This is a genomic window from Pseudomonas pudica (assembly GCF_015680405.1).
In the GTDB taxonomy this organism is placed as follows: Bacteria; Pseudomonadota; Gammaproteobacteria; order Pseudomonadales; family Pseudomonadaceae; genus Aquipseudomonas; species Aquipseudomonas pudica.
Window position 1 is genome coordinate 16,772 of the sequence record NZ_JADLJS010000045.1, and the last position, 21,030, is coordinate 37,801.

The window sequence follows — 21,030 nt, forward strand, 5'->3', positions numbered from 1 at the left end:
ACGCGCGGGGGAGTCAGTATGAGTCATGTCGATCTCTCTTATTGTTCTTGTGGGAGAGCCCGGCCAATCGAGGCCGGGTGTGCAGTTTCACTGCTCGGGCATGAGCACGCCCTTGGCAATGGTGTTGCGCTGGATTTCGCTGGTTCCGGTAAGAATGCGCATCATACGGGTCGCACGGAAAATCCACTCCACCGGGTTGCCCCGCAACAGCCCGGCCCCCCCATGAATCTGCACGGCACGGTCGGCGATACGGAAGGCCGTTTCCGATACGAACAGCTTGCACATCGGCGCCTGGGTACGGATATCGCCACCGGCGTCATTCAGCGCGGCAGTGGCATAGACCATGCTGCGTGCCGCATGCAGCTCGGTGGCCATGTCGGCGATCATGTGATTGATCGACTGGAACATCGCGATCGGCTGGCCAAACTGCTTGCGCGTGCGGGCGTAGTCGATCGACAGGTTCAGCGCCAGCCCCGCCAGGCCCAGCATGGTTGGACAATGCAGCAGACGATTGAGGGTGATGCGGCCCATTGCCAGCTTGAAGCCCTGCCCTTCCTCGCCAATGCGGTTGGCCACCGGCACCCGTACCTCATCGAGAAGGATGTCGCCATGGGCGCCGCCGCCGGACATGACCGAGTAATCGCTTTCTACCCGCACTCCCGGCGCATCCAGCTCGACAAAGAATGCCGAGATGCCTTGGGCGCCGCGCCCGGGACCAGTGACCGCGAGCAGTACCGCGATGTCGGCATAAGGTGCACCGGAAATGTAGCGCTTGGCCCCGCTCAGCACGTAGTACTCGCCTTCACGCCGGGCGGTAGTCCTGATCGCCGTGGCATCGGACCCGGCTTCACTTTCGGTCAGCGCGAAGCACACGGCCTTTTCGGCCCGGCACACCGGCTGCAGGAATGCCTCGACCTGGGTTGGGCTGGCCACCTTGAACAGGTGGCCAACACGCGGCGGCCCGGAAAGCTCGCCGAGAATATGCGGCGCCAGCATGGAGCCAGTCAGCACCGTGGCCTCTTTCACCGCACATAAATCGGACACGCTCAATCCTGCACCACCGATCGTTTCAGGCAGCATGATGTTGTAGAAGCCCTGCTCGCACGAGCGCTGCCACACCTGCTGCAGCACTTCACGCGGGTGGGGCTCGGCCCAGCTGAGGCCGGCGCTTTGTTCCAGGGGCAGTATCTCGTTGCGAACGAAGCCGCCGATGGCCTCGATGATCTGTCTGGCCTTTTCACTTGGCTGGTACATGGCAATTCCTCAGGTCAAATGCGGCGTTCGCTGTTTTGCCAGTAGGCGTCTCGAATCAGGCGGCGCACCACCTTGCCGTTGGGGTTCTTCGGCAGCTCGCTGACGAAGTCCACCCCGCGCGGTTTCTTGAACCCGGCAAGGGCCTGGGCACAATGTTCGATCACCTCGTTTTCCTGCAGCTGCATGCCAGGCTTGAGCACGATCACTGCACGCACCGCTTCGCCCCACTGCTCGTCGGGCACGCCCACCACGGCGGCCTCGAACACTTGCGGCAGGCTGTAGAGCACCTGCTCGACTTCGCTGGGGTAGATGTTGAAGCCGCCGGAAATGATCATTTCCTTCTTGCGGTCGACGATGAACACGTAGCCCTGCTGGTCCACTGTGGCCAGGTCGCCGGTGAGGTAGTAGCCGTCACGCATCACCTCTGCGGTAAGGTGCGGTGCGCGCCAGTAGCCCTGCATGATGTCCGGGCCCTTGACCACGATCTCGCCCACCTCGCCTGGCTGGACGTCGCTAAAATCGTCGTTCACTACACGCAGGTCGGTCTCGAAGTAGCATCGTCCGCACGAGGCCAGCCGGCGGTAGTCGCCGTCTTCGCACAGGTGGTCCTGCTCGGTCAGCACCGTCACCAGCGAGCAGGTTTCGCCAGCACCGTAGCCCTGGGCCAATATCGGCCCGAACACTTCGATGGCCCGCTTGACGAGCGCTGGCGCCATTGGTGCTGCGCCATACATCACCAGGCGCAGGCTGCTCAGGTCATAGCGCTCGACCCCGGGGAAATTGACCAGACGGTTGATCATGGCCGGTACCAGGAACAACCGGGTCACGCCCTCGCGCTGGATGGTCTCGAGCAGCAACTGGTCGTCGTAGCGATCCAGCAACAGGTTGCAGGCGCCCACCGCCAGCAGCGGCATCAGCTGCATGCCGCTGGCATGGGTGATGGGGCCGACATGGGCCATGATGTCGCCTGGGCCGGCACGCCGCGTGGGGCTGGCGATGCTCTTGCGGATCAGCGCCTTGCGGTTGCCCACACTGAGCATTGCTGCCTTGAGCACACCGGAACTGCCCGAGGTGTAGTGCAACACGGCCAGTGCTTCGTCAGGCAGGTCGCAACTGACTGGCTGGCTGCTGCCCTGGGCCAGCAGTGCGGCGTAGCCGATGTCACCGCCCTGCTCGCCGAGGGTAACGATCAGGCGCAGCGCAGGCACCTCCTGCCTGCGCGCCAGCAAGGCCTCGGCAGCTTGTGGGTCGGCGATCAGCGCGACGCTGCAGGCGTCGTTCAGTATCTGGATCACTTCATCCAGCGCCAGGCGTGCATTGACCGGGACCTTGACCAGGCCGGCCTTGTAGAAAGCCACCTCCGCCTCCACCAGTTCGACCCGGTTGGGAGCCAGGATCGCGACATGTTCGCCGGTGGCGATGCCATGGGCCAACAAGGCCGAGGCCAACTGATTGGTCCGCTGTTCAAGCTGGGCAAAGGTAAGCCGGGTATGGCGGTCGATCACCGCCAAACGTTCCGGCCAGTATCTGGCACTTCGACTGGTTAGGGTTGCGAGGTTCACGTTGTTGTTCTCGTCGCGGTTAAGACCCGGTCGATGCTAAACAGCGTGCAGCCGGAGCAAGTAATACCAGTTACGTATGCGGGCCATAACGGTTTGCACTGGGCCACATTGCCTGAACTGATATTGGAGATGACACATCGCTTGCATATGACACTTTGTGTCATTAGTATCGCAATTGTGTCCTGACGGCGCCCTCGCCGATCAGCAATCCATCGCCCCTCCCCATGCAGGTACCGCCCATGACGACCACCATGCAGACACCCAAGGACCAGCTGGTCAAGCTCGCCCAGCAGCAGATGCTGACGGCGCTGGCCGACAACACCTACACCCCTCGACAAAAGCTCGCCCTCACCTGCCGCATCCTGTTCGATGGCGGCCACGACTCCGGCCTGGCCGGGCAGATCACCGCCCGCGCCGAGCAGCCTGGCACCTACTACACGCAACAACTCGGCCTGGGTTTCGACGAGATCGCCGCTTCCAACCTGCTGGTGGTCGACGAAGACCTCACCGTGCTGCAAGGCAGCGGCATGGCCAACCCGGCCAACCGCTTCCACAGCTGGCTGTACCGCGCACGCCCCGACGTCAACTGCATCATCCACACCCACCCGCTGCACAGCGCCGCCCTGTCGATGCTGGAAGTGCCGCTGGCCATCTCGCACATGGACCTGTGCCCACTGTTCGACGACTGCGCGTTCCTCAAGGAATGGCCCGGCGTACCGGTGGGCAACGAAGAAGGTGAAATCATTTCCAGGGCGATCGGCGACAAGCGCGCGATCCTGCTTTCCCACCATGGCCTGCTGATCGCCGGCCGCTCGATCGAGGAAGCCTGCGTGCTCGCCCTGCTGTTCGAGCGCGCGGCCAAGATGCAGCTGCTGGCCATGGGTGCCGGTGACATCCGCCCCATCCCGGATGCCCTGGGCAAGGAGGCTCACGACTGGATCTCCACCCCCAAACGTCATGGCGCCGCCTTCAGCTATTACGCGCGCCGTGCCTTGCGTGCCCATGGCGACTGCCTGGGCTGACTGAAGTTGTACTCTTTCCCCAACAACGGCAGAGGTGCCTGGTTATGTCTACACCTGTAATTCGCGGCGTTATCGGCTACACCATCACTCCCTTCACGGCAGACGGCACACTCGACCTGGATGCCCTGGGCCTGTCCATCGACCGGCTGATCGCCGACGGCGTGCATGCCATTGCCCCGCTGGGCAGCACCGGCGAAGGCGCCTACCTGTCCGACAGCGAATGGGAAACGGTGGTGCGCTTCAGCCTGGCACGCATTGCCGGCCGCGTGCCCAGCGTGGTCAGCGTCTCCGACCTGACCACCGCACGCACCGTGCAGCGCGCTCGCCTGGCACAGGCCTGCGGCGCCACGGCGGTGATGGTGCTGCCCGTCTCCTACTGGAAGCTCACCGAAGCCGAAGTGGTCGCCCACTACAAGGCCGTGGGCGCGGCCATCGACATTCCGATCATGCTCTACAACAACCCGGGCACCAGCGGCACCGACCTGTCTGTGGAGCTGATCCTGCGCATTCTAGGCGAAGTGCCCAATGTGACCATGGTCAAGGAAAGCACCGGCGACATACAGCGCATGCACCGCCTGTTCAAGGCCACCGATGGCCAGGTGGCCTTCTACAACGGTTGCAACCCGCTCACCCTGGAAGCCCTGGTGGCCGGCGCCACCGGCTGGTGCACTGCCGCGCCCAACCTGATCCCGGCGCTGAACCTGGCACTGTGGGACGCGGTGCAGCAAGGCGACCTGGCTGAAGCTCGCGCGCTGTTCTACCGCCAGTACGAACTGTTGGAGTACATCACCCGCCGCGGCCTGCCCACCACCATCAAGGCCGGTTTGAAGCTGCTCGGCCAGGATGTCGGCGCTCCACGCCTGCCCCTGCAGCCGCTGGACGGGCACGGTAGCGCCTACCTGAAGGGCCTGCTGGAGGAGCTGGCATGATGGCTGGCGGGTGTTTGCCGCAATATTTGTAGCGCCTGTCAGATCGAGCGCCGCCCCCGCGGCGCTGATTCGGACAGGCCCTGAAAACGCAACGGCGAAAACCCGCCAGCCATCACGCCCTTCTATCCATCCAGGCCAATCACCCAACCGGGTTGGCGTGTATCACCCGCCCTCCCGCCGCCGGCCGATCGACGAACAGCACATCCAACACACTGTTACGCAACCCCTTCAACGCATTCCAGTTCGCCGATGTATGCACATACCTGTCACGCAACAAACGCAGTTCATCCTCGGTCAACCCAGGCTGTTCACACTCACCCAAGGCAAACCCGTGCAACTTGCGGCTGATGCCCAGCAACTCCTCCGGCAACCGATGCTCAGCCTGCCCGCCCAACGGCGCAAACGGCACACCCGCCCGCACTGCCAGCTCCCGCATGATGCTCAGGTATACCCGGGAAAGCTGTCCCGCCACTTCCCGCTCGCGGTACACCGCCGCATATACCTGCTTCTGCGCCTCGCTCGGCCGGCCACCGGCGATCGGTTCCTCCCAGGCGAGCACCTGCGGCCTGGGTGCCCCCAGTTCGCCGAACGCCGACGCCAGCAAGGCACTGACGGTGGCATGCACGCGAGTCTGCTCGGCGCGCATGCCCACTGGCACCCGCTGTGACTGCGGTTTGCACAGCAGCACCTGCTCTTGTGTGGTATCCGGGTAACCACCGCCAATGTTCGAGTGCACGCCCGGAAGCACGATGTCATGGTCGCTGCGCACCAGCGGGAAGTTGTGTCGCTGCTCGTCCTCCGCCACCAGCTGCACCATTTGCCGAGCAATGCCCGCGCCCAGGCCCAGGCGCAAGTCACCATGGCGGTCGTCGGCGGGGTCGAAGTCGCCCTGCAGCGGCGCGATGATCGCCGCCACCGTGTCGAACAGGCCGATGAAGTTGATCACGATGCCACAGGGCACAGCCAACAGGCTGCCGCCGCCATCATGCAGCAGGTTGGCCAGATGCCGCACAGCAGCTGCCCCTCGGCTGAAACCGAACAAGTCGAACTCGACCCGCTCGAGTCTTGCCTGCGGATTCGCCTGGCCCCACTCCCGCAGTTGCCCGGCAATTCCCTCCAGGGCCTCGTTGACCCGGGTCTCGGCCCCCCTGCACCCACGCCCGGTGAAGAAGGCATAGACATGATCCTCCTCGCCCGCCAGGGTGCCCACGCCTTCGACATAGCGCTTGAGGAACGCCGTGGCCCCGTCAGCGCCGGCCCCCTGCGCCGGGTACAGCGCATACAACAGGGCCACGTTGCTCAAGGCATTGGCATAACTGCCTCCTTTACCCCCCGGTGCATCCACCGGCATCACATTGTTCAGGTTGTTACCGGTGCCATCGAAGAACACACCAAAACGCAGAGTGACCGGCGTGATGTGTGCAGTGCTACAGCTGTTCAGGTCCATCGTGGTGCCTCCTGCTTGTACAAAAAGCACAAGCAAGCGCCAACACGCCGCTGCGGAACATCAGCCAATGGCCAGCCATATGCAGGACATTTCCGCACCTGCATGGCCCCGGCAAGGATAAATTTCCCTACCGCCATTGGTCGCCACCCCCCCGGATGGATTAAAGTATCACCCCTTGCCAGGGCAGCTGCTTCCAGCCGCCTGCGGCCCCATACCAGGAACCGTCACCGATGGAACACCGTGAAGCGCTGATCGCGCTGCGCACCTTTCTTTCTTCCCAGATCCTAGGCCAGGAAAAACTGGTCGAGCGGCTGTTGATCGTGCTCCTGGCCGACGGCCACATGCTGGTCGAAGGCGCGCCGGGTCTGGCCAAGACCAAAGCCATCAAAGAGCTTGCCGAAGGTATCGAGGCACAGTTCCATCGCATTCAGTTCACCCCCGACCTGCTCCCGGCCGACATCACCGGCACCGAAATCTACCGCCCGGAAACCGGCAGCTTCGTGTTCCAGCAGGGGCCGATCTTCCACAACCTGGTGCTGGCCGACGAAATCAACCGCGCCCCGGCCAAGGTGCAGTCCGCACTGCTCGAAGCCATGGCCGAACGCCAGGTCAGCGTGGGCCGCAGTACCTACGACCTGTCGCCGCTGTTCCTGGTGATGGCAACGCAGAATCCGATCGAGCAGGAAGGCACCTACCCACTGCCCGAGGCCCAGCTCGACCGCTTCCTGATGCACGTGAAAATCGGCTTCCCCGACGCTGCAGTGGAGCGGCGCATCCTGCTGCAGGCTCGTGGTGAAGCCCTGGGCGGCGAGACCAAGCCCGAGCGCCGGGTCAGCCAGCAGGCGATCTTCGCCGCCCGCAAGGAAATCCTCGGCCTGTACATGGCCGACGCGGTGGAGGAGTACCTGGTGCAACTGGTGATGGCCACCCGCACTCCGGCCAAGTTCGACGCCGAACTGGCCGACTGGATCGCCTACGGCGCCAGCCCGCGTGGTTCCATTTCTCTGGACCGCTGCGCGCGCGCGCACGCCTGGCTGGCCGGGCGCGACTTCGTCAGCCCCGAAGACATCCAGGCGGTACTGTTCGACGTACTGCGCCACCGCATCATCCTCTCGTTCGAGGCCGAGGCGGCGGGGATCGACCAGGACCGCGTGGTCCAGCGCATCCTCGACGTCGTCGCCGTTGCCTGAGCCCATGCCCACCGCATCGCTGGCCGAGCCCGGCATCCGCATCGGCCTTGCCGAGCTGATCGACATGCGCCACCGCGTGCGCGAAATCCAGCTGTTTTCCCGGCCCGGCCAGCGCAGCCCGCTGGTGGGGCTGCACCACTCCAAATTGCGCGGACGGGGCGTGGACTTCGACCAGGTGCGCGTGTACCAGGCCGGTGACGATGTGCGCAACATCGACTGGCGGGTCACCGCGCGTACCCAGGAGCCGCACACCAAGCTGTTCCACGAGGAGCGCGAACGGCCCATCTTCATCCTCGTCGAGCAGAGCCAGCGGCTGTTCTTCGGCTCTGGGCTGATATTCAAGTCGGTGCTGGCCGCCCAGGCCGCCGCGCTGTTCGGCTGGGCCGCGCTGGGCCACAACGACCGCATTGGCGGTTTGGTGTTCGGCGACAACGAGCACCACGAAATCAAGCCCCGGCGCAGCAAGCAGAGCTTGCTGCAACTGCTCAACCGCCTGGCCAAGGTCAACCAGGCGCTGCACACCGAGGCCACGCCCGGTGCCGACAGCCTCGGCCTGGCCCTGCGCCGCGCCCGCGAAGTGCTGCGCCCCGGCAGCCTGGCCATCGTCATCTGCGATGAGCGCTCGCTCACTGCCCAGGTGGAACAGCACCTGGCCATGCTCTCGCGCCATTGCGACCTGCTGCTGATGCCGGTGTCCGACCCGCTCGACCACGCCCTGCCCGCCGCCGGCCTGCTGCGCTTTGCCCAGCGCAGCGCGCAGCTTGAGCTCGACACCCTGGACAGCAACCTGCGCCAGGCCTACCGCCAGCAGGCCGAAGCGCGCATCGAGCGCTGGGAGCTGATGGCGCAAAAGCTGCGCGTGCTGCTGATGCCCCTGAGCACCCAGAGCGAAATGATCGAACAGCTACGCGAATACCTGAACGCCCAGCGGCCACGGAGCGCGTCATGAAGAGCAGCGGCCGATGAACCCGCTTGACCAACTGCAGCCGCTGATCGCCCCCGCACCGATCGGCCTGTGGCCGCCGGCACCCGGCTGGTGGCTACTGGTGGCTGTGCTGCCGCTGCTGGCCTGGGGCCTGTGGCGGGTGCGCCGCTGGCGCCCGGGCAAACGCCGCATCGTGCGTGCCGAACAACCTTTGGACCCGGTACGCGTGGAAGCGCTGGCCGAACTGGCCCGCCTGCCGCGCCCCTACGACGGCGCCCCGGCCGGAGCCTGGCTGCAACAGATCAACGCCCTGCTCAAACGCCTGTGCCGCAACCATTACCCAGGCGCCAACAGCCATACCCTCAACGGCCGCCAGTGGCTGGCGTTTCTCGACAACCGCTGCCCGGCCGCCGGCCTGACCCGCTGGATGGTACTGGTAGAAGGCGCCTACAAGCCCGAGTGCAAGCTTGACGACAAAGCCATCGCCGGGCTCAGCCAGGCCGTCGAAACCTGGATTCGCAAGCATGTTTGAACTGGCCTGGCCGTGGGTCTTCGCCCTGTTGCCGCTGCCGTGGCTGGCGCGCCTGGTGCTGCCGGCCGCCGACAGCGGCGAACCGGTGCTCAAGGTGGGCTTCCTCGACGAACTGGAAGGCCTGGCCGCGCGCCGCGCGCGGCTCAACCTGCCGACCTGGCGCCAGCAGGCACCCTTTGTCGTCATCTGGCTGTTGCTGCTGTGCGCCGCCGCCCGCCCGCAATGGTTGGGCGAGCCGGTACCAGTGGCTGCCAGCGGCCGCGACCTGCTGGTGGCGGTGGATGTGTCCGGGTCGATGGACTTCCCCGACATGCAGTGGCAGAACGAAGAGATCAGCCGCCTCGACCTGGTCAAGGCGCTGCTCGGCGACTTTCTGCAGGACCGCGAGGGCGACCGCGTGGGCCTGATCCTGTTCGGCAGCCAGGCCTACCTGCAGGCCCCGCTCACCTTTGACCGGCGCACCGTGCGCACCTTCCTCGACGAAGCGCAGATCGGCATCGCCGGCAAGAACACCGCCATCGGCGACGCCATTGGCCTGGCGGTCAAGCGCCTGCGCCAACGCCCGGCACAAAGCCGGGTACTGGTGCTGATCACCGACGGCGCCAACAACGGCGGGCAGATCCACCCGCTGACCGCCGCCCGCCTGGCCGCCCAGGAAGGCGTGCGCATCTACACCATCGGCATCGGCGCCAACCCCGAAGCCAGTGGCACACCTGGCCTGCTCGGCCTGAACCCGAGCCTGGATCTGGACGAAGCCTCGCTCAAGGAAATTGCCGACATCACCCACGGTACCTACTTCCGCGCCCATGACGGCGCCGAACTTGACGCCATCGGCGACACCCTCGACCAGCTCGAGCCGGTGGCCCAGCAACCCACCCAGGCGCGCACGGCCAAGGCCTTGTATGCCTGGCCCCTGGCCCTGGCCTTGCTGCTGAGCGTGCTGCTGGTGCTGGCCGTGCAATGGCCCGACAACCTGTTGCACCGCATGCTGCGCAAGCCGCGCTTCCTGCAACCGCACCCGGAATGGCGCCAGCGCCTGAAGCGCCTGCGCCTGAGGAGGCGGCGATGATCGAACTGTGGCCCGAATGGTTGCGCCCGCTCTGGCTGCTGGCCGTGCCCCTGCTCGGCTGGCTGCTGTACAAACTGTGGCACCGGCGCAAGCGCGCCGGGCGCTGGCAGATGATTCTGCCACCGGCGTTCCATGGCGTCCTGCTCGGCGGTGGCAGCGGCAGCACCAGCAAGCTGCCGTGGGTAGCACTGGGCCTGGCCTGGGCTCTGGTGGTCCTGGCCCTGCTCGGGCCCAGTTGGCAGCGCGTGGAAGAAAGCCGCCAGCGCCCGGCCGACCCGCTGGTGATCCTGCTGGAACTGACCCCGCAGATGCTCGCCGAAGACAGCCCGCCCAACCGTCTGGAGCAAGCAAGGCGCAAAATCCTCGACCTGTTGGAGCACCGCCGCGACAGCCAGACCGCGCTGGTGGTCTATGCCGGCTCCGCGCACACCCTGGTGCCGCTGTCCGACGACCTGGCCACCAGCCGCAACCTGCTTGAGGCGATCGACCCGTCGATCATGCCCAAACCCGGCCAGCGCGCCGACCTGGCCGTGCAAAAAGGCCTGGCCCTGCTGGCCCAGAGTGGCCTGGGCCAGGGCCGGCTGCTGCTGATCGGCTCGTCGCTCAGCGCCCCGGAGCGCCAAGGCATCGCCCAGGCCCTCGGCCGCCAGGGCCCGAGCCTGCTGATGCTGGGCATCGGCAGCCGCGAAGGCGCACCGGTGCGTCAGGTCAATGGCGAATATCTCAAGGACGACCAGGGCGGCATCCTGGTGCCACGCCTGGACAGCGCCAGCCTCAAGGGCTTCATCAGCGGTACAGGCGGGCGCTACCGGCATGCCCGCATCGACGACCTCGACCTGCGTGGCCTGGGCCTGTTCGACAACCCGCGCACCGGGCGCAATGACGGCCAGACCCTGCAACTGGACAGCTGGGCCGATCAGGGTTACTGGCTGCTGCTACCGCTGTTGCTGCTGGCCGCCTGTGCCGGCCGACGCGGCTGGCTATTCTGCCTGCCGCTGCTGCTGGCCCTGCCCCAGCCCAGCCAGGCCTTCGAGTTCAACGACCTGTGGCTGCGCCCCGACCAGCAAGGCCAGCGCCTGCTGGAGCAGAACCGCCCGGCAAGCGCTGCGCGCCAGTTCCAGGACCCGCAATGGCGCGGCATGGCCCTGTACCAGGCGGGCGACTATGCCGGCGCCGCCGAAGCCTTTTCCCAAGGCGACACCGCCGCCGCCCACTACAATCGAGGCAATGCCCTGGCCCGCAGCGGTGAGCTGGAAGCTGCCCTGGACGCCTACGAACAAGCCCTGGAACGCCAGCCCGACCTGCAACCGGCGCTGGACAACCAGGCTCTCGTGCAACAACTGTTGCAACAGCGCGAGGCCAAGGCCGAGGAACAACCGGCCAGCGGCGATGCCCAAGGCACGCCCGGCAGCGAAACCGAAGGCAACAGCAGCTCGGCCAGCAGCCCCGCCCAGGGCACGCCCGGCAACGACGAACAAGCCAGCGCCGAACAGCCCGGCGAAGGCACCAGCAACAGCCAGGCAGCGCCCGGCAACCAGGCGGGCGCGGATGACAGCGTCATCCAGCCGCCGCAGCGCCCGGTATCGACCAGCCTCGATGCCGAACAGCGCCAGGCCCTGGAACAATGGCTGCGGGAGATCCCCGATAATCCGGCGGAGCTGCTGCGGCGCAAATTCTGGTATGAACAGCAATTGCATCAGGAAACCCCATGATGAGTCGCTTCGGCGTCTTTCTCCTCAGTCTGCTGTGGGCCGTGCTGGCCCAGGCCGAACCGCTGCTGCGGGCCAGCGTCGACCGCACCCGCCTGGAAGCCGGCGAAAGCCTGGAGCTGACCCTGGAAAGCCAGGACGTCACCCAGTTCGGCAAGCCCGACCTGCGCGCGCTGGAGGGTGACTTCGAGGTGCGCGGCACGCGCCAGCTGAACAGCCTGCACAGCCTCGACGGCGAAACCCGCGCCAGCACCCGCTGGATCATCACCCTGCTGCCGCGGCGCAGCGGCAGCCTGCGCATCCCCGAACTGCAACTGGGTCAGTCGCACAGCCAGGCCATCGAACTGCAAGTGTTGCAGGCCGATGCCAGCCGTCAGGACAGTGCCTCGCAGGTGTTCATCGAAGCCACGCTCGACAGCAGCGAGGTCTACGTCCAGGCCCAGGCCGTACTCACCCTGCGCATCTACCATTCGGTGGCACTGTACGACGACAGCAGCCTGAGCCCGCTGCAGCTGGAAAACGCCAAAGTCGAACCGCTGGGTGAATCGCGCACGTATGAAAAGGAAATCAACGGCGTCCGCCACGGCGTGATCGAAACCCGCTATGCCGTGTATGCCCAGCAAAGCGGCACCCTCGACATCCCGCCGCTGACTTTCACCGCCACCGCCGCCGCCAGCCCGGACGAGGCCACACAAACCAACGGCACGGCCCGGGCCGGCCACCAGGTGCAGGTCAGCTCGCTGCCATTGCGCCTGGCCGTACGGCCGATTCCGGCGGCCTGGCCTGCTGGCGTGCCATGGCTACCGGCCCGTAGCTTGACCCTGGAAGAGCACTGGAACCCCGACCCTGGCAACCAGCAGGTGCAGATTGGCGACTCGCTGACCCGCAACATCACCTTGCGTGCCGAAGGCTTGTCCAGCACCCAGCTGCCACCGCTGCCAGCCACCGAAATCACCGGCCTGCGCCGCTATCCCGACCAGCCGTTGCTGCGCAACGAAATCAGCGACCGCGGCATGACCGCCAACCGCGAAGAGCGCGAAGCCCTGGTACCGACCCACAGCGGTGCGCTGGCGCTGCCGGCGCTGGAAGTGACCTGGTGGAACACCCGCGAAGACCACCTGGAGCACAGTAGCCTGCCGGCGCGCACGCTGAACGTGCAGGACAACCCGGCGCTGAGTGCCGACACCCCGGCGGGCGATAACAGCAGTGCCAGCGGCTTGCTGTGGCCCTGGCAGCTGGCCACCCTGCTGTTCGCCCTCACCACCTTGCTGGGCTTTGCCCTGTGGTGGCGTGCCCGCTCGCAGCCGGCAGTGCTGCGCGCCGCGCAGGCCGGGCCGAGCCCGCGTACCTTGCTGGACGACCTCAAGCGCGCTTGCCAGGCCAACGACCCACAGGCAACCCGCCAGGCGCTGGACGCCTGGGCCCGCCAGCAGCCGGAGACCCTGGCCGAGATGGCGGCGCGGTTCGTGCCGTTGTCGGATGCACTGGATGGGTTGAACGGGGCGCTGTACAGCGAGAGTGGCCAGTATTGGCAGGGTGAGGATTTGTGGCGGGCGATTGGGACGATACCGCCGGCTGAGCAGGTGTTGTTGCCGGCGGGCGAGAATGGCAGCCTGCCGCCGCTCTATCCCAAGTGATGTGCTGCCTCTGCGGGCCTCTTCGCGGGTAAACCCGCTCCCACAATGACCGCGTACGCCAGGAACCTTGCGCAGTACCTGTGGGAGCGGGTTCACCCGCGAACACCGGCGCAGCCGGTGCCACCGTAAGATATTTCTGCACCTGCAACCCAACGCCCTTTGGCGACACAAGGCCGCTACTGCAGAAAGCGTGATCGCATCAAGGCTGTCAGGTGTTCTCTAACACACTTTCAGCGCCTGAGAGATCGAGCGCCATACATCTTCAGGCGAGCACCTGTTAGCCCCATGCTTGGGTTACCATACCGCCCTTTCCCCGCTTGCTCGACTCGACACCAACAGGTCATCCATGCGTCTGTTTCATACCTCCGACTGGCACCTGGGCCAAAGCCTGCACGGCCAGGAACGCGACTTCGAACACGCCTGCTTCCTCGACTGGCTGCTCGGCCAGCTGCGCCTGCGCCAGCCGGATGCGCTGCTGATCGCCGGCGATATCTTCGACACGGTCAACCCGCCGGTCAAAGCCCAGGAACGTCTCTACGACTTCATCGTCCAGGCCCACGAGCAACAGCCGAAGCTGGACATCGTGATGATCGCCGGCAACCACGACTCCGGCTCGCGCATCGAGCTGCCCGCGGCGCTGATGCGCCGCCTGCGTACCCATGCCCTGGGCCGTGTGCACTGGCTGGACGAGGGCCAGCTGGACGCCGAGCGCCTGCTGATTCCGTTGACCAACGGCCGTGGCAAGGTCGCTGCCTGGTGCCTGGCCCTGCCCTTCCTGCGCCCGGCCGAGGTGACCGGCCCGCAATTGGGCGACGACTACCTGCAAGGCATCACCCAGGTGCACCAGCAGTTGATCGCCGCCGCGCAAAAAAAGCGCAAGAAGGACCAGGCGCTGATCGCCATCAGCCACGCGCACATGGCCGGTGGCGCGGTGTCGGAGGACTCCGAGCGCAGCCTGATCATCGGCAACGCCGAGGCGCTGCCGGCCAAGCTGTTCGACAAGGCCATCAGTTACGTCGCCCTGGGCCACCTGCACAAGCCGCAGAGGGTCAACCGCGAAGAACGCATCCGCTACAGCGGCTCGCCGATCCCGCTGTCGTTCGCCGAAATCAACTACCCGCACCAGGTGCTGGAAGTGGAGCTGGACGGCACCGGCCTGGTCAGCGTCGAACCGCGCCCGGTACCGCGCGCCGTAGCCCTGCAACGGGTCGGCCCGTCACCACTGGGCGAACTACTGGAACAGCTGGCCGATCTGCCAGTGGTCGACCTGCTCGAAGACCCCAATCGCCAGCCCTGGCTGGAGGTGCGGGTGATACTGGACGAGCCGCAACCCGACCTGCGCCAGCAGATCGAAACCGCACTGCAAGGCAAGGCCGTGCGCTTGATCCGCATCAGCGCCGAATACGCCGGCCGCAACAATACCGAAGACGATGACCTGGCCTTTGTCGAACTGGCCCAGATGACCCCGCAGGACCTGTTCAGCCGTGCCTGGGAGCAGGCCTATGGCAACCCCGCCGACGAACAGGCGCTGGCCGACTTCGCCCTGCTGTTGCAGGACGTGCAGCAGGAAGAGGAACAGCCATGAAGATTCTCGCCATCCGCCTGAAGAACCTGGCATCCCTGGCTGGTCCGGTCGATATCGATTTCACCGCCGAGCCGCTGGCCAGCGCCGGCCTGTTCGCCATCACCGGGCCTACCGGGGCGGGCAAGAGTACCCTGCTCGACGCCCTTTGCCTGGCGTTGTTCGGCACCGTGCCACGGCTGAACGACATTGGCCGCGAAGCCAAGGTGCCCGACGCCGACGGTGAAATCCCTACCTCCGACCCGCGCAACCTGCTGCGCCGCGGCACCGGCAGTGGCTTTGCCGAAGTCGATTTCGTCGGCATCGATGGCCGCCGCTACCGCGCCCGCTGGGAAGCCAACCGCGCCCGCGACAAGGCAAACGGCAAGCTGCAGCACAGCCGCCAGAGCTTCTACGACCTGGACAGCGAGCAGGTACTGGGCAGCGGCAAGAACGAATACAAACAACTGGTCGAAGCCCGCCTGGGCCTGAACTTCGAACAGTTCACCCGCGCGGTGATGCTGGCCCAGAGCGAATTCGGCGCCTTCCTCAAGGCCGACGACAAAGAACGCAGCGAGCTGCTGGAAAAGCTTACCAACACCGCCATCTACACCCGCCTGGGCCAGCGCGCCTTCAGCAAGGCACGCGAAGCCGGCGAGGCCCACAACGCCCTGAAGGACCGTGCCAGCCACCTGCTGCCGATGGCCGCCGAAGCACGCGCCGAGCTCGACCAGCGCCTGGAGCAGGCGCAATTGCAGTTCAAGGCCGACCAGGCCGGCGAGCGCCAGCTGGAACAGCAACGCAACTGGCTGAGCGTGCAGCGCCAACTGCAGGCCCAGCACGCCGAAGCCGGCACTGCGCTGCAGGCCGCCGAACAGGACTGGCAACAACTGGCTGACCAGCGCCTGGACCTGGTGCGCCTGGAGCGCCTGGCCCCGCAGCGTCACCAGTTCCACCGCCAGCAGACACTGACCGCGCAACTGGCACCGCTGGCAGCGAAGATCGCCGAGCAACAGCAGCAGCAAGCCGAGCTGCAGGTACGCACCAGCGAACTCGAACAGGCGCTGGACGCCGCGCGTCAGGCACTTGCCGATAGCCTGGCCCAACACAGCGAAAACACCCCTCGCCTGCGCCAGGCCTTTGCCGCCCAGGACAACCTGGCCCGCCTGGACCAGGAGCTGGCAGCACAGCGCAGTGCCGGCCAGCAGGCCGAGCAGCAGGTCGCCGAAGGCCAACAGCACCTGCAGCAGCTGGAAGACAACCAGCAGCGCAGCCTGCAGCAACTGACGCAGATCGATACCGCGCTCGCCGACAGCCAGCACCTGGCGTGCCTGGCCAATGCCTGGCACGCCTACCTGCCGCAGCTGAAGCAAGTGATGCTGATCGGTGGCCGCCTGGCCAAGGGCCGCGAAGAATTGCCCGGCCTGCAGGCCCAGGCCAGCCAGGCCAATGCGCACTTGCAGGCCGAGCGCGATGCCTTCGAACTGCTGTTCCGCGAAGCCAAGGCCGAACCCCAGGCCCTGGCAGAACAGATCGACCTGCTGGGTAGCATGCTGCAGGACAACCGCAAGCAGCAGCGCGCCGTGGAAGAGCTGTCACGCCTGCATGGCCGCGAACTGGAACTGCGCCAGCAGCTGGAGGCCGTGCGCGTGCGTCAGCAGCAGGCCATGCAGCAGCGCCAGCAACTGATTACCGAAGGCACCGCCGCCAAGGCCGAGCTGGAGGCCGCCGAGCAAGCGCTCAACCTCACCCGCCAGTTGCTGGAACGCCAGCGCCTGGCACGCAATACCAGCGTCGAAGAGTTGCGCGGCCAGTTGCGCGATGGCGAACCCTGCCCGGTGTGTGGCAGCGCCGAGCACCCGTTTCACCAGCCAGAAGCGCTGCTGCAAAGCCTGGGTCGCCATGACCAGGCCGAGGAAGATGCCGCGCAGAAGCAGGTCGAAACCCTCAACAGCAAGCTGGTTGAGCTGCGCACTCAGCTGGGCGTGGTCAACGCCCAGCTCAAGGACTTCCAGCAGCAACAGCAGCAACTGGGCGAACAGCTGCAACCGCTGGTAGCCCAGGTGCAGGCACACAGCCTGTGGCCGGCCCTGGCCCCGCAGGACGACAAGGCCCGCAGTGCCTGGCTCGACAGCCAGCTGCGACGCCTGGACGAAGAAATCGGCCAGGATGAGAAACGCCAGAGCGCCCTGCTCGCCCTGCAAAAAGATGCAGCCCGTCTCAACCAGCGACTGCAGGCTGCCCAACAGGCGCAACAGCAAGCCCAGCGTCACCTGGAGCAACAGCACCAGGCCCTGGCCAGCGACGAGCAGCAGTTGCAGCAAGGCCTTGACGACCTGGCCGGGGTGTTGCCCGAAGAGGCCCTCAAGGCCTTGAACGACGACCCGGCCAATGCCTTCCTCGCTCTGGACCAGCAGATTGCCCAACGCCTGCAGCAACTCGAGCAGCGCAAGGACGAACAGGAAGAACAGCAAGCCCGCCAGGCCCAGCTGGACAAACTGCGTGACCAGCAACAGGCTCGCATTCAGACCCTGCAGCAGTTGCAGCACACACTTGCCGCCCTCGAAGAACAGCGCCAACAGGCCCAGGCTTCGCTCGGCGAACTGCTGGGCGAGCACGACAGCGCCGAAGCCTGGCAACAGCACATGGACGCCACGCTGGAGCAGGCCCGCGCCCTCGACGCCGACACTGCCCAGCGCCTGCAGGACCTGCGCACCCAAGGCGTGCAACTGGCCAGCGAACTCAAGGCCAACACCCAGCAGCAGCAGGCGCTGGATGCCGAGTGCCAGCAGTTGCAGGGCCAGATCGCCCAGTGGCGCGGTGAACACCCGGAACTGGACGACGCCGGCCTGAATCGCCTGCTGAGCATGGATGACACGCAAGTCAATGAACTGCGCCAGCGCCTGCAAGGGGCGGAAAAAGCCATCGAACAGGGCCGCGTGCTGCTGCAGGAACGTGAACAACGCCTGCAGCAACATGCTGCGCAAATGACCGTGGACACCTCTGCCGACGCGTTGGAACAGGCCCTGGCCGAGCTGCGCGAACGCTTGGCCGGCCACGAGCAGCAATGCGCCGAACTGCGTGCACAGCAGGCCGATGACCAGCGTCGCCAACAGGCGCACCAGGCGCTGGCGGCGGAAATCGAGCAGGCCCATCAGCAGTGGCAACGCTGGGCTCGCCTGAACGCCCTGATCGGTTCGGCCTCGGGCGATGTGTTCCGCAAGATCGCCCAGGGCTACAACCTCGACCTGCTGCTGCACCACGCCAACGCCCAGTTGCGCCAGCTGGCCCGCCGCTACCGCCTCAAGCGCGGCGGCAGCGCCCTCGGCCTGCTGGTGCTGGACACCGAGATGGGTGACGAACTGCGTTCGGTGCACTCGCTGTCTGGCGGGGAAACCTTCCTGGTGTCGCTGGCCCTGGCCCTGGGGCTGGCCTCGATGGCCTCCAGCACGCTGCGTATCGAATCGCTGTTCATCGACGAAGGCTTCGGCAGCCTCGACCCCGAGTCGCTGCAACTGGCCATGGACGCCCTCGACGGTTTGCAAGCTCAGGGCCGCAAGGTGGCGGTTATTTCCCACGTGCAGGAAATGCACGAACGCATCCCGGTGCAGATCCAGGTGCGCCGCCAAGGCAATGGCCTGAGTGACGTGGAGGTGTGCGGGTGATCCTCTACTCGTTCCGCCGCTGCCCCTGGGCCATGCGCGCGCGCCTGGCCCTGCGCTATGCGGGGTGCGAGGTGGAGATTCGCGAGGTGGCGATGAAGAACAAGCCGGCGCAACTGCTGGCCTTGTCACCCAAGGGCACGGTGCCGGTACTGGATACCGGTGCCGGAGTGCTCGAAGAAAGCCTGGACATCATGCGCTGGGCGCTGGCGCAAAACGACCCACAGGACTGGCGACTGCAGGGCGACCCTGCGGCGGCGCAGCAGGCTGAAACACTGATTGCGCGCAACGACAGCACGTTCAAGGGGCAGGTAAACCTGTACAAGTATGCCGAGCGCTACCCCGAGCATACCCGCGAGCATTACCGCCAGCAGGCCGAGGCCTGGCTGGCGGAGCTCGAAGGCCTGCTGGCGGGCAGGCCCTACTTGCTGGCCACACACCCGAGCATTGCCGATGCCGCATTGCTGCCCCTGATGCGCCAGTTTGCCGGGGTCGAACCGCAGTGGTTCGCCGAGGCGGCTTATCCGCGGGTGCGGAGCTGGCTGGAGGGGTGGTTGGCTTCGGAGCTGTTCAAGGCCGTAATGGCCAAATGAACCCTGAATCCTGTACTGGCCCTATCGCCGGCAAGCCAGCTCCCACAGGTACGGTGCTGGACCTGAGGCCTGCTCAACCCCTGTGGGAGCCGGCTTGCCGGCGATAGGGCCAGTACAGGATTCAGTGGTTGTGCTTGCCACTCAATGCCGCGTGGAAATTGGCACTCTGGCGCAGGTACTGTTCGGTGTAGCTATGGGTGGCGGACGCCTTGCCGCTGCTGTCGGCATGGGCATGCGTCGGCAATACGACCGAAGCGGAAATGGCGGATGCGGCAATGACCGGGAAGAGATTGAAGTTCATCTGGGCTGACCTCGACGGCGGTGGTTTGACGTTGGCCCGTTTGGGCCTTGGGTCAAACTTACGCCACCGAAGCCGCAGGCAAAAATTCATTGCGGCAGTATCGATTATCACGCCGATCGATATCACTCGATGAACTTCAGGTCCGACGGCGCATCCTGCTTCAGTGTCTGTACCGTCTCCAACAGGCGGCCGCTGCGCGGATCGCGGCGTATCACCACGATCTGGTTGCTCTTCTGGTTGGCCACCAGCAGGAAGTTGTCACTCGGGTCGAGGGCGAACTCGCGGGGGTGATCACCCTCCACCGAACGGCGCTGCAGGAATGCCAACTGGCCGTCCTGCTTGCCCACGCTGAACACAACGATCTCGTTGACCGAGCCACGGTTGCTCACATAAAGGAAGCGCCCGTCCGCCGACAGATGCAAGCCACCTGCCGCTTTAGCCGCAGCTTCCCTGCTCTCGGTCAGGGGCAGGCGCTGGCGCTCGACCAGGTTGCCCTCCTGCACATCGAACATCACCACTTCGGCAGTCATCTCCAGGGTCAGGTAGGCGTGCCGGCCCTTGGCGTCGAACAACAGGTGGCGCGGCCCGCTGCCCGGCGGCAGGTCCACCGACGCGGGGATCGCCGGCGTCAGCGGGTGGTCTGCGCTGGCACCGTCGTAGCGGTAGATGAACACTTTGTCGGCACCCAGGTCGCTGGCATACAGGTGGCGACCGTCCGGTGACAACACCAGCGAATGCACATGAGCGCCGACCTGGCGCTCGGGGTTGACCCCACTCGCCTTGTGCCGGGCCTGTTGCACCACTGGCTTGAGCTTGCCGTCCTTGGCCACCGGGATTACCACCAGGCTGCCGCCGGGGTCGGGCTGGACCGCGTAGTTGGCCACGAACAGGTAACGCTGGTCCTGGCTGAGGCTGGCGTGAGTCGGCTCGTCACCTTGGCTGGCCACCTGGTTGAGGGGCTTGATCTCGCCTTTTGCACTGACGCTGAAACTGCTGGCATGGCCGTTCGGGGTTTCATTGACTGCGAACAGCTGGCGTTGATCGGCCGACAGTACCAGCCACGAAGGGCTGACACTCTTCACCACCTGCTGCGGCGCAGGGTCGATATGGCCGGTCTTTTCGTCAAACCGATAGCGGTAGATGCCCTGGCTGGCGCCATCGGTGTAACTGCCCACCAACAAGGTGGCGGCGTGGGCGTGGAGGGTCATGCTCATCAGGCTAGCGGTCAGCAGGCTCGTCCAGATCCGATTCATCTTCATCATCATCCGGGGCACGAAAGGCACTCATACAGACTAGTCGATGCTCGCCGTTGGCATCGTCGAGTTGCCACTCGTCACCCACGGCGATGGCAGCAGTGATCTGCTCGGGGGTGAAGGACCAGCGGCGGAGCTGGCGGCCGTCCATGCATTCGATGGTGAGGCCGGATTCATCGGAGGTGAAGTCGAAGGCGTGCAGGCCGTCGATCAGGAGCATGTCGCAAGACTGCAGGGCGGTGGCGAGGGAGGACATTGGGGTACCAATCTGAAATGAGTTGGCATTATAGCCATGGGGCTGCTTTGCAGCCCATCGCCGGCAAGCCAGCTCCCACAGGGATCGCACAAATCTGGAGGCTTGCGCTGTACCTGTGGGAGCTGGCT

The 21,030-nt window shown here is 65.7% G+C and carries 17 protein-coding genes; 11 read left to right on the forward strand and 6 right to left on the reverse strand.

The features are described 5' to 3' along the window. Positions 1-87 precede the first annotated feature (87 nt). Both IRZ77_RS22555 and IRZ77_RS22560 read right to left on the reverse strand, forming a co-directional pair. The gene (locus IRZ77_RS22555) at positions 88-1,254 is read right to left on the reverse strand and encodes an acyl-CoA dehydrogenase family protein (RefSeq protein ID WP_046616311.1); all 1,167 of its coding nucleotides are present in this window, start codon (positions 1,252-1,254) and stop codon (positions 88-90) included. A 14-nt stretch (positions 1,255-1,268) separates the two neighbouring features. Beyond that, positions 1,269-2,816 (reverse strand): AMP-binding protein, encoded by a 1,548-nt coding sequence (locus IRZ77_RS22560; protein WP_196174462.1) that lies wholly within the window; start codon positions 2,814-2,816, stop codon positions 1,269-1,271. A 239-nt stretch (positions 2,817-3,055) separates the two neighbouring features. Between IRZ77_RS22560 and IRZ77_RS22565 the strand changes: the two genes are divergently transcribed. Together IRZ77_RS22565 and IRZ77_RS22570 are read left to right on the forward strand one after the other, a co-directional pair. After that, positions 3,056-3,838, forward strand: coding sequence for an aldolase (locus IRZ77_RS22565; RefSeq protein ID WP_046616313.1), 783 nt, complete (start codon positions 3,056-3,058; stop codon positions 3,836-3,838). A gap of 44 nt (positions 3,839-3,882) precedes the next feature. Then, positions 3,883-4,767 carry a dihydrodipicolinate synthase family protein gene (locus IRZ77_RS22570; RefSeq protein WP_153671705.1) on the forward strand — a complete coding sequence of 295 codons (885 nt, stop codon included), beginning with the start codon at positions 3,883-3,885 and terminating at the stop codon, positions 4,765-4,767. Between the two features lie 139 nt (positions 4,768-4,906). On the opposite strand, the gene IRZ77_RS22575 is transcribed toward IRZ77_RS22570, so the two are convergent. Beyond that, positions 4,907-6,214, reverse strand: a complete 1,308-nt coding sequence (locus IRZ77_RS22575; protein WP_046616315.1) for a DUF2235 domain-containing protein — start codon at positions 6,212-6,214, stop codon at positions 4,907-4,909. A gap of 230 nt (positions 6,215-6,444) precedes the next feature. Between IRZ77_RS22575 and IRZ77_RS22580 the strand changes: the two genes are divergently transcribed. From IRZ77_RS22580 to IRZ77_RS22620, 9 genes are all read left to right on the forward strand, one after another. Next, on the forward strand, positions 6,445-7,404 hold the full coding sequence (locus tag IRZ77_RS22580) for an AAA family ATPase (protein WP_013971644.1): 960 nt from the start codon (positions 6,445-6,447) through the stop codon (positions 7,402-7,404). Between the two features lie 4 nt (positions 7,405-7,408). Beyond that, complete coding sequence (locus tag IRZ77_RS22585) at positions 7,409-8,353, forward strand: DUF58 domain-containing protein (RefSeq protein WP_046616317.1); 945 nt, start codon at positions 7,409-7,411, stop codon at positions 8,351-8,353. A gap of 13 nt (positions 8,354-8,366) precedes the next feature. Then, entirely contained in the window at positions 8,367-8,861 is a 495-nt protein-coding gene (locus IRZ77_RS22590; protein WP_046616318.1) for a DUF4381 domain-containing protein, read from the forward strand. Beyond that, positions 8,854-9,930, forward strand: a complete 1,077-nt coding sequence (locus tag IRZ77_RS22595; protein WP_196174463.1) for a vWA domain-containing protein — start codon at positions 8,854-8,856, stop codon at positions 9,928-9,930. The genes IRZ77_RS22590 and IRZ77_RS22595 overlap by 8 nt, the downstream gene beginning before the upstream one ends. Beyond that, positions 9,927-11,642: a vWA domain-containing protein gene (locus IRZ77_RS22600; RefSeq protein WP_085601493.1), complete on the forward strand. Its 1,716-nt coding sequence runs from the start codon at positions 9,927-9,929 to the stop codon at positions 11,640-11,642. Before IRZ77_RS22595 ends, IRZ77_RS22600 begins: the two co-directional genes overlap by 4 nt. Continuing rightward, entirely contained in the window at positions 11,642-13,276 is a 1,635-nt protein-coding gene (locus IRZ77_RS22605) for a BatD family protein (protein ID WP_108480197.1), read from the forward strand. Before IRZ77_RS22600 ends, IRZ77_RS22605 begins: the two co-directional genes overlap by 1 nt. Before the next feature lie 346 nt (positions 13,277-13,622). Next, a complete protein-coding gene (locus IRZ77_RS22610) occupies positions 13,623-14,861 on the forward strand; it encodes an exonuclease SbcCD subunit D C-terminal domain-containing protein (RefSeq protein WP_135002822.1) in 1,239 nt (412 codons plus the stop codon). Further along, complete coding sequence (locus IRZ77_RS22615) at positions 14,858-18,502, forward strand: AAA family ATPase (protein ID WP_196174464.1); 3,645 nt, start codon at positions 14,858-14,860, stop codon at positions 18,500-18,502. Before IRZ77_RS22610 ends, IRZ77_RS22615 begins: the two co-directional genes overlap by 4 nt. Continuing rightward, entirely contained in the window at positions 18,499-19,092 is a 594-nt protein-coding gene (locus IRZ77_RS22620; protein WP_046617084.1) for a glutathione S-transferase, read from the forward strand. Before IRZ77_RS22615 ends, IRZ77_RS22620 begins: the two co-directional genes overlap by 4 nt. A gap of 121 nt (positions 19,093-19,213) precedes the next feature. On the opposite strand, the gene IRZ77_RS22625 is transcribed toward IRZ77_RS22620, so the two are convergent. The 3 genes from IRZ77_RS22625 to IRZ77_RS22635 form a co-directional block, all read right to left on the reverse strand. Then, positions 19,214-19,393 (reverse strand): hypothetical protein, encoded by a 180-nt coding sequence (locus tag IRZ77_RS22625; RefSeq protein WP_025338263.1) that lies wholly within the window; start codon positions 19,391-19,393, stop codon positions 19,214-19,216. A 122-nt stretch (positions 19,394-19,515) separates the two neighbouring features. Then, complete coding sequence (locus IRZ77_RS22630) at positions 19,516-20,646, reverse strand: lactonase family protein (RefSeq protein WP_230386517.1); 1,131 nt, start codon at positions 20,644-20,646, stop codon at positions 19,516-19,518. Continuing rightward, positions 20,612-20,902 carry a DUF5629 family protein gene (locus IRZ77_RS22635; protein WP_135002825.1) on the reverse strand — a complete coding sequence of 97 codons (291 nt, stop codon included), beginning with the start codon at positions 20,900-20,902 and terminating at the stop codon, positions 20,612-20,614. The genes IRZ77_RS22630 and IRZ77_RS22635 overlap by 35 nt, the downstream gene beginning before the upstream one ends. Positions 20,903-21,030 lie beyond the last annotated feature (128 nt).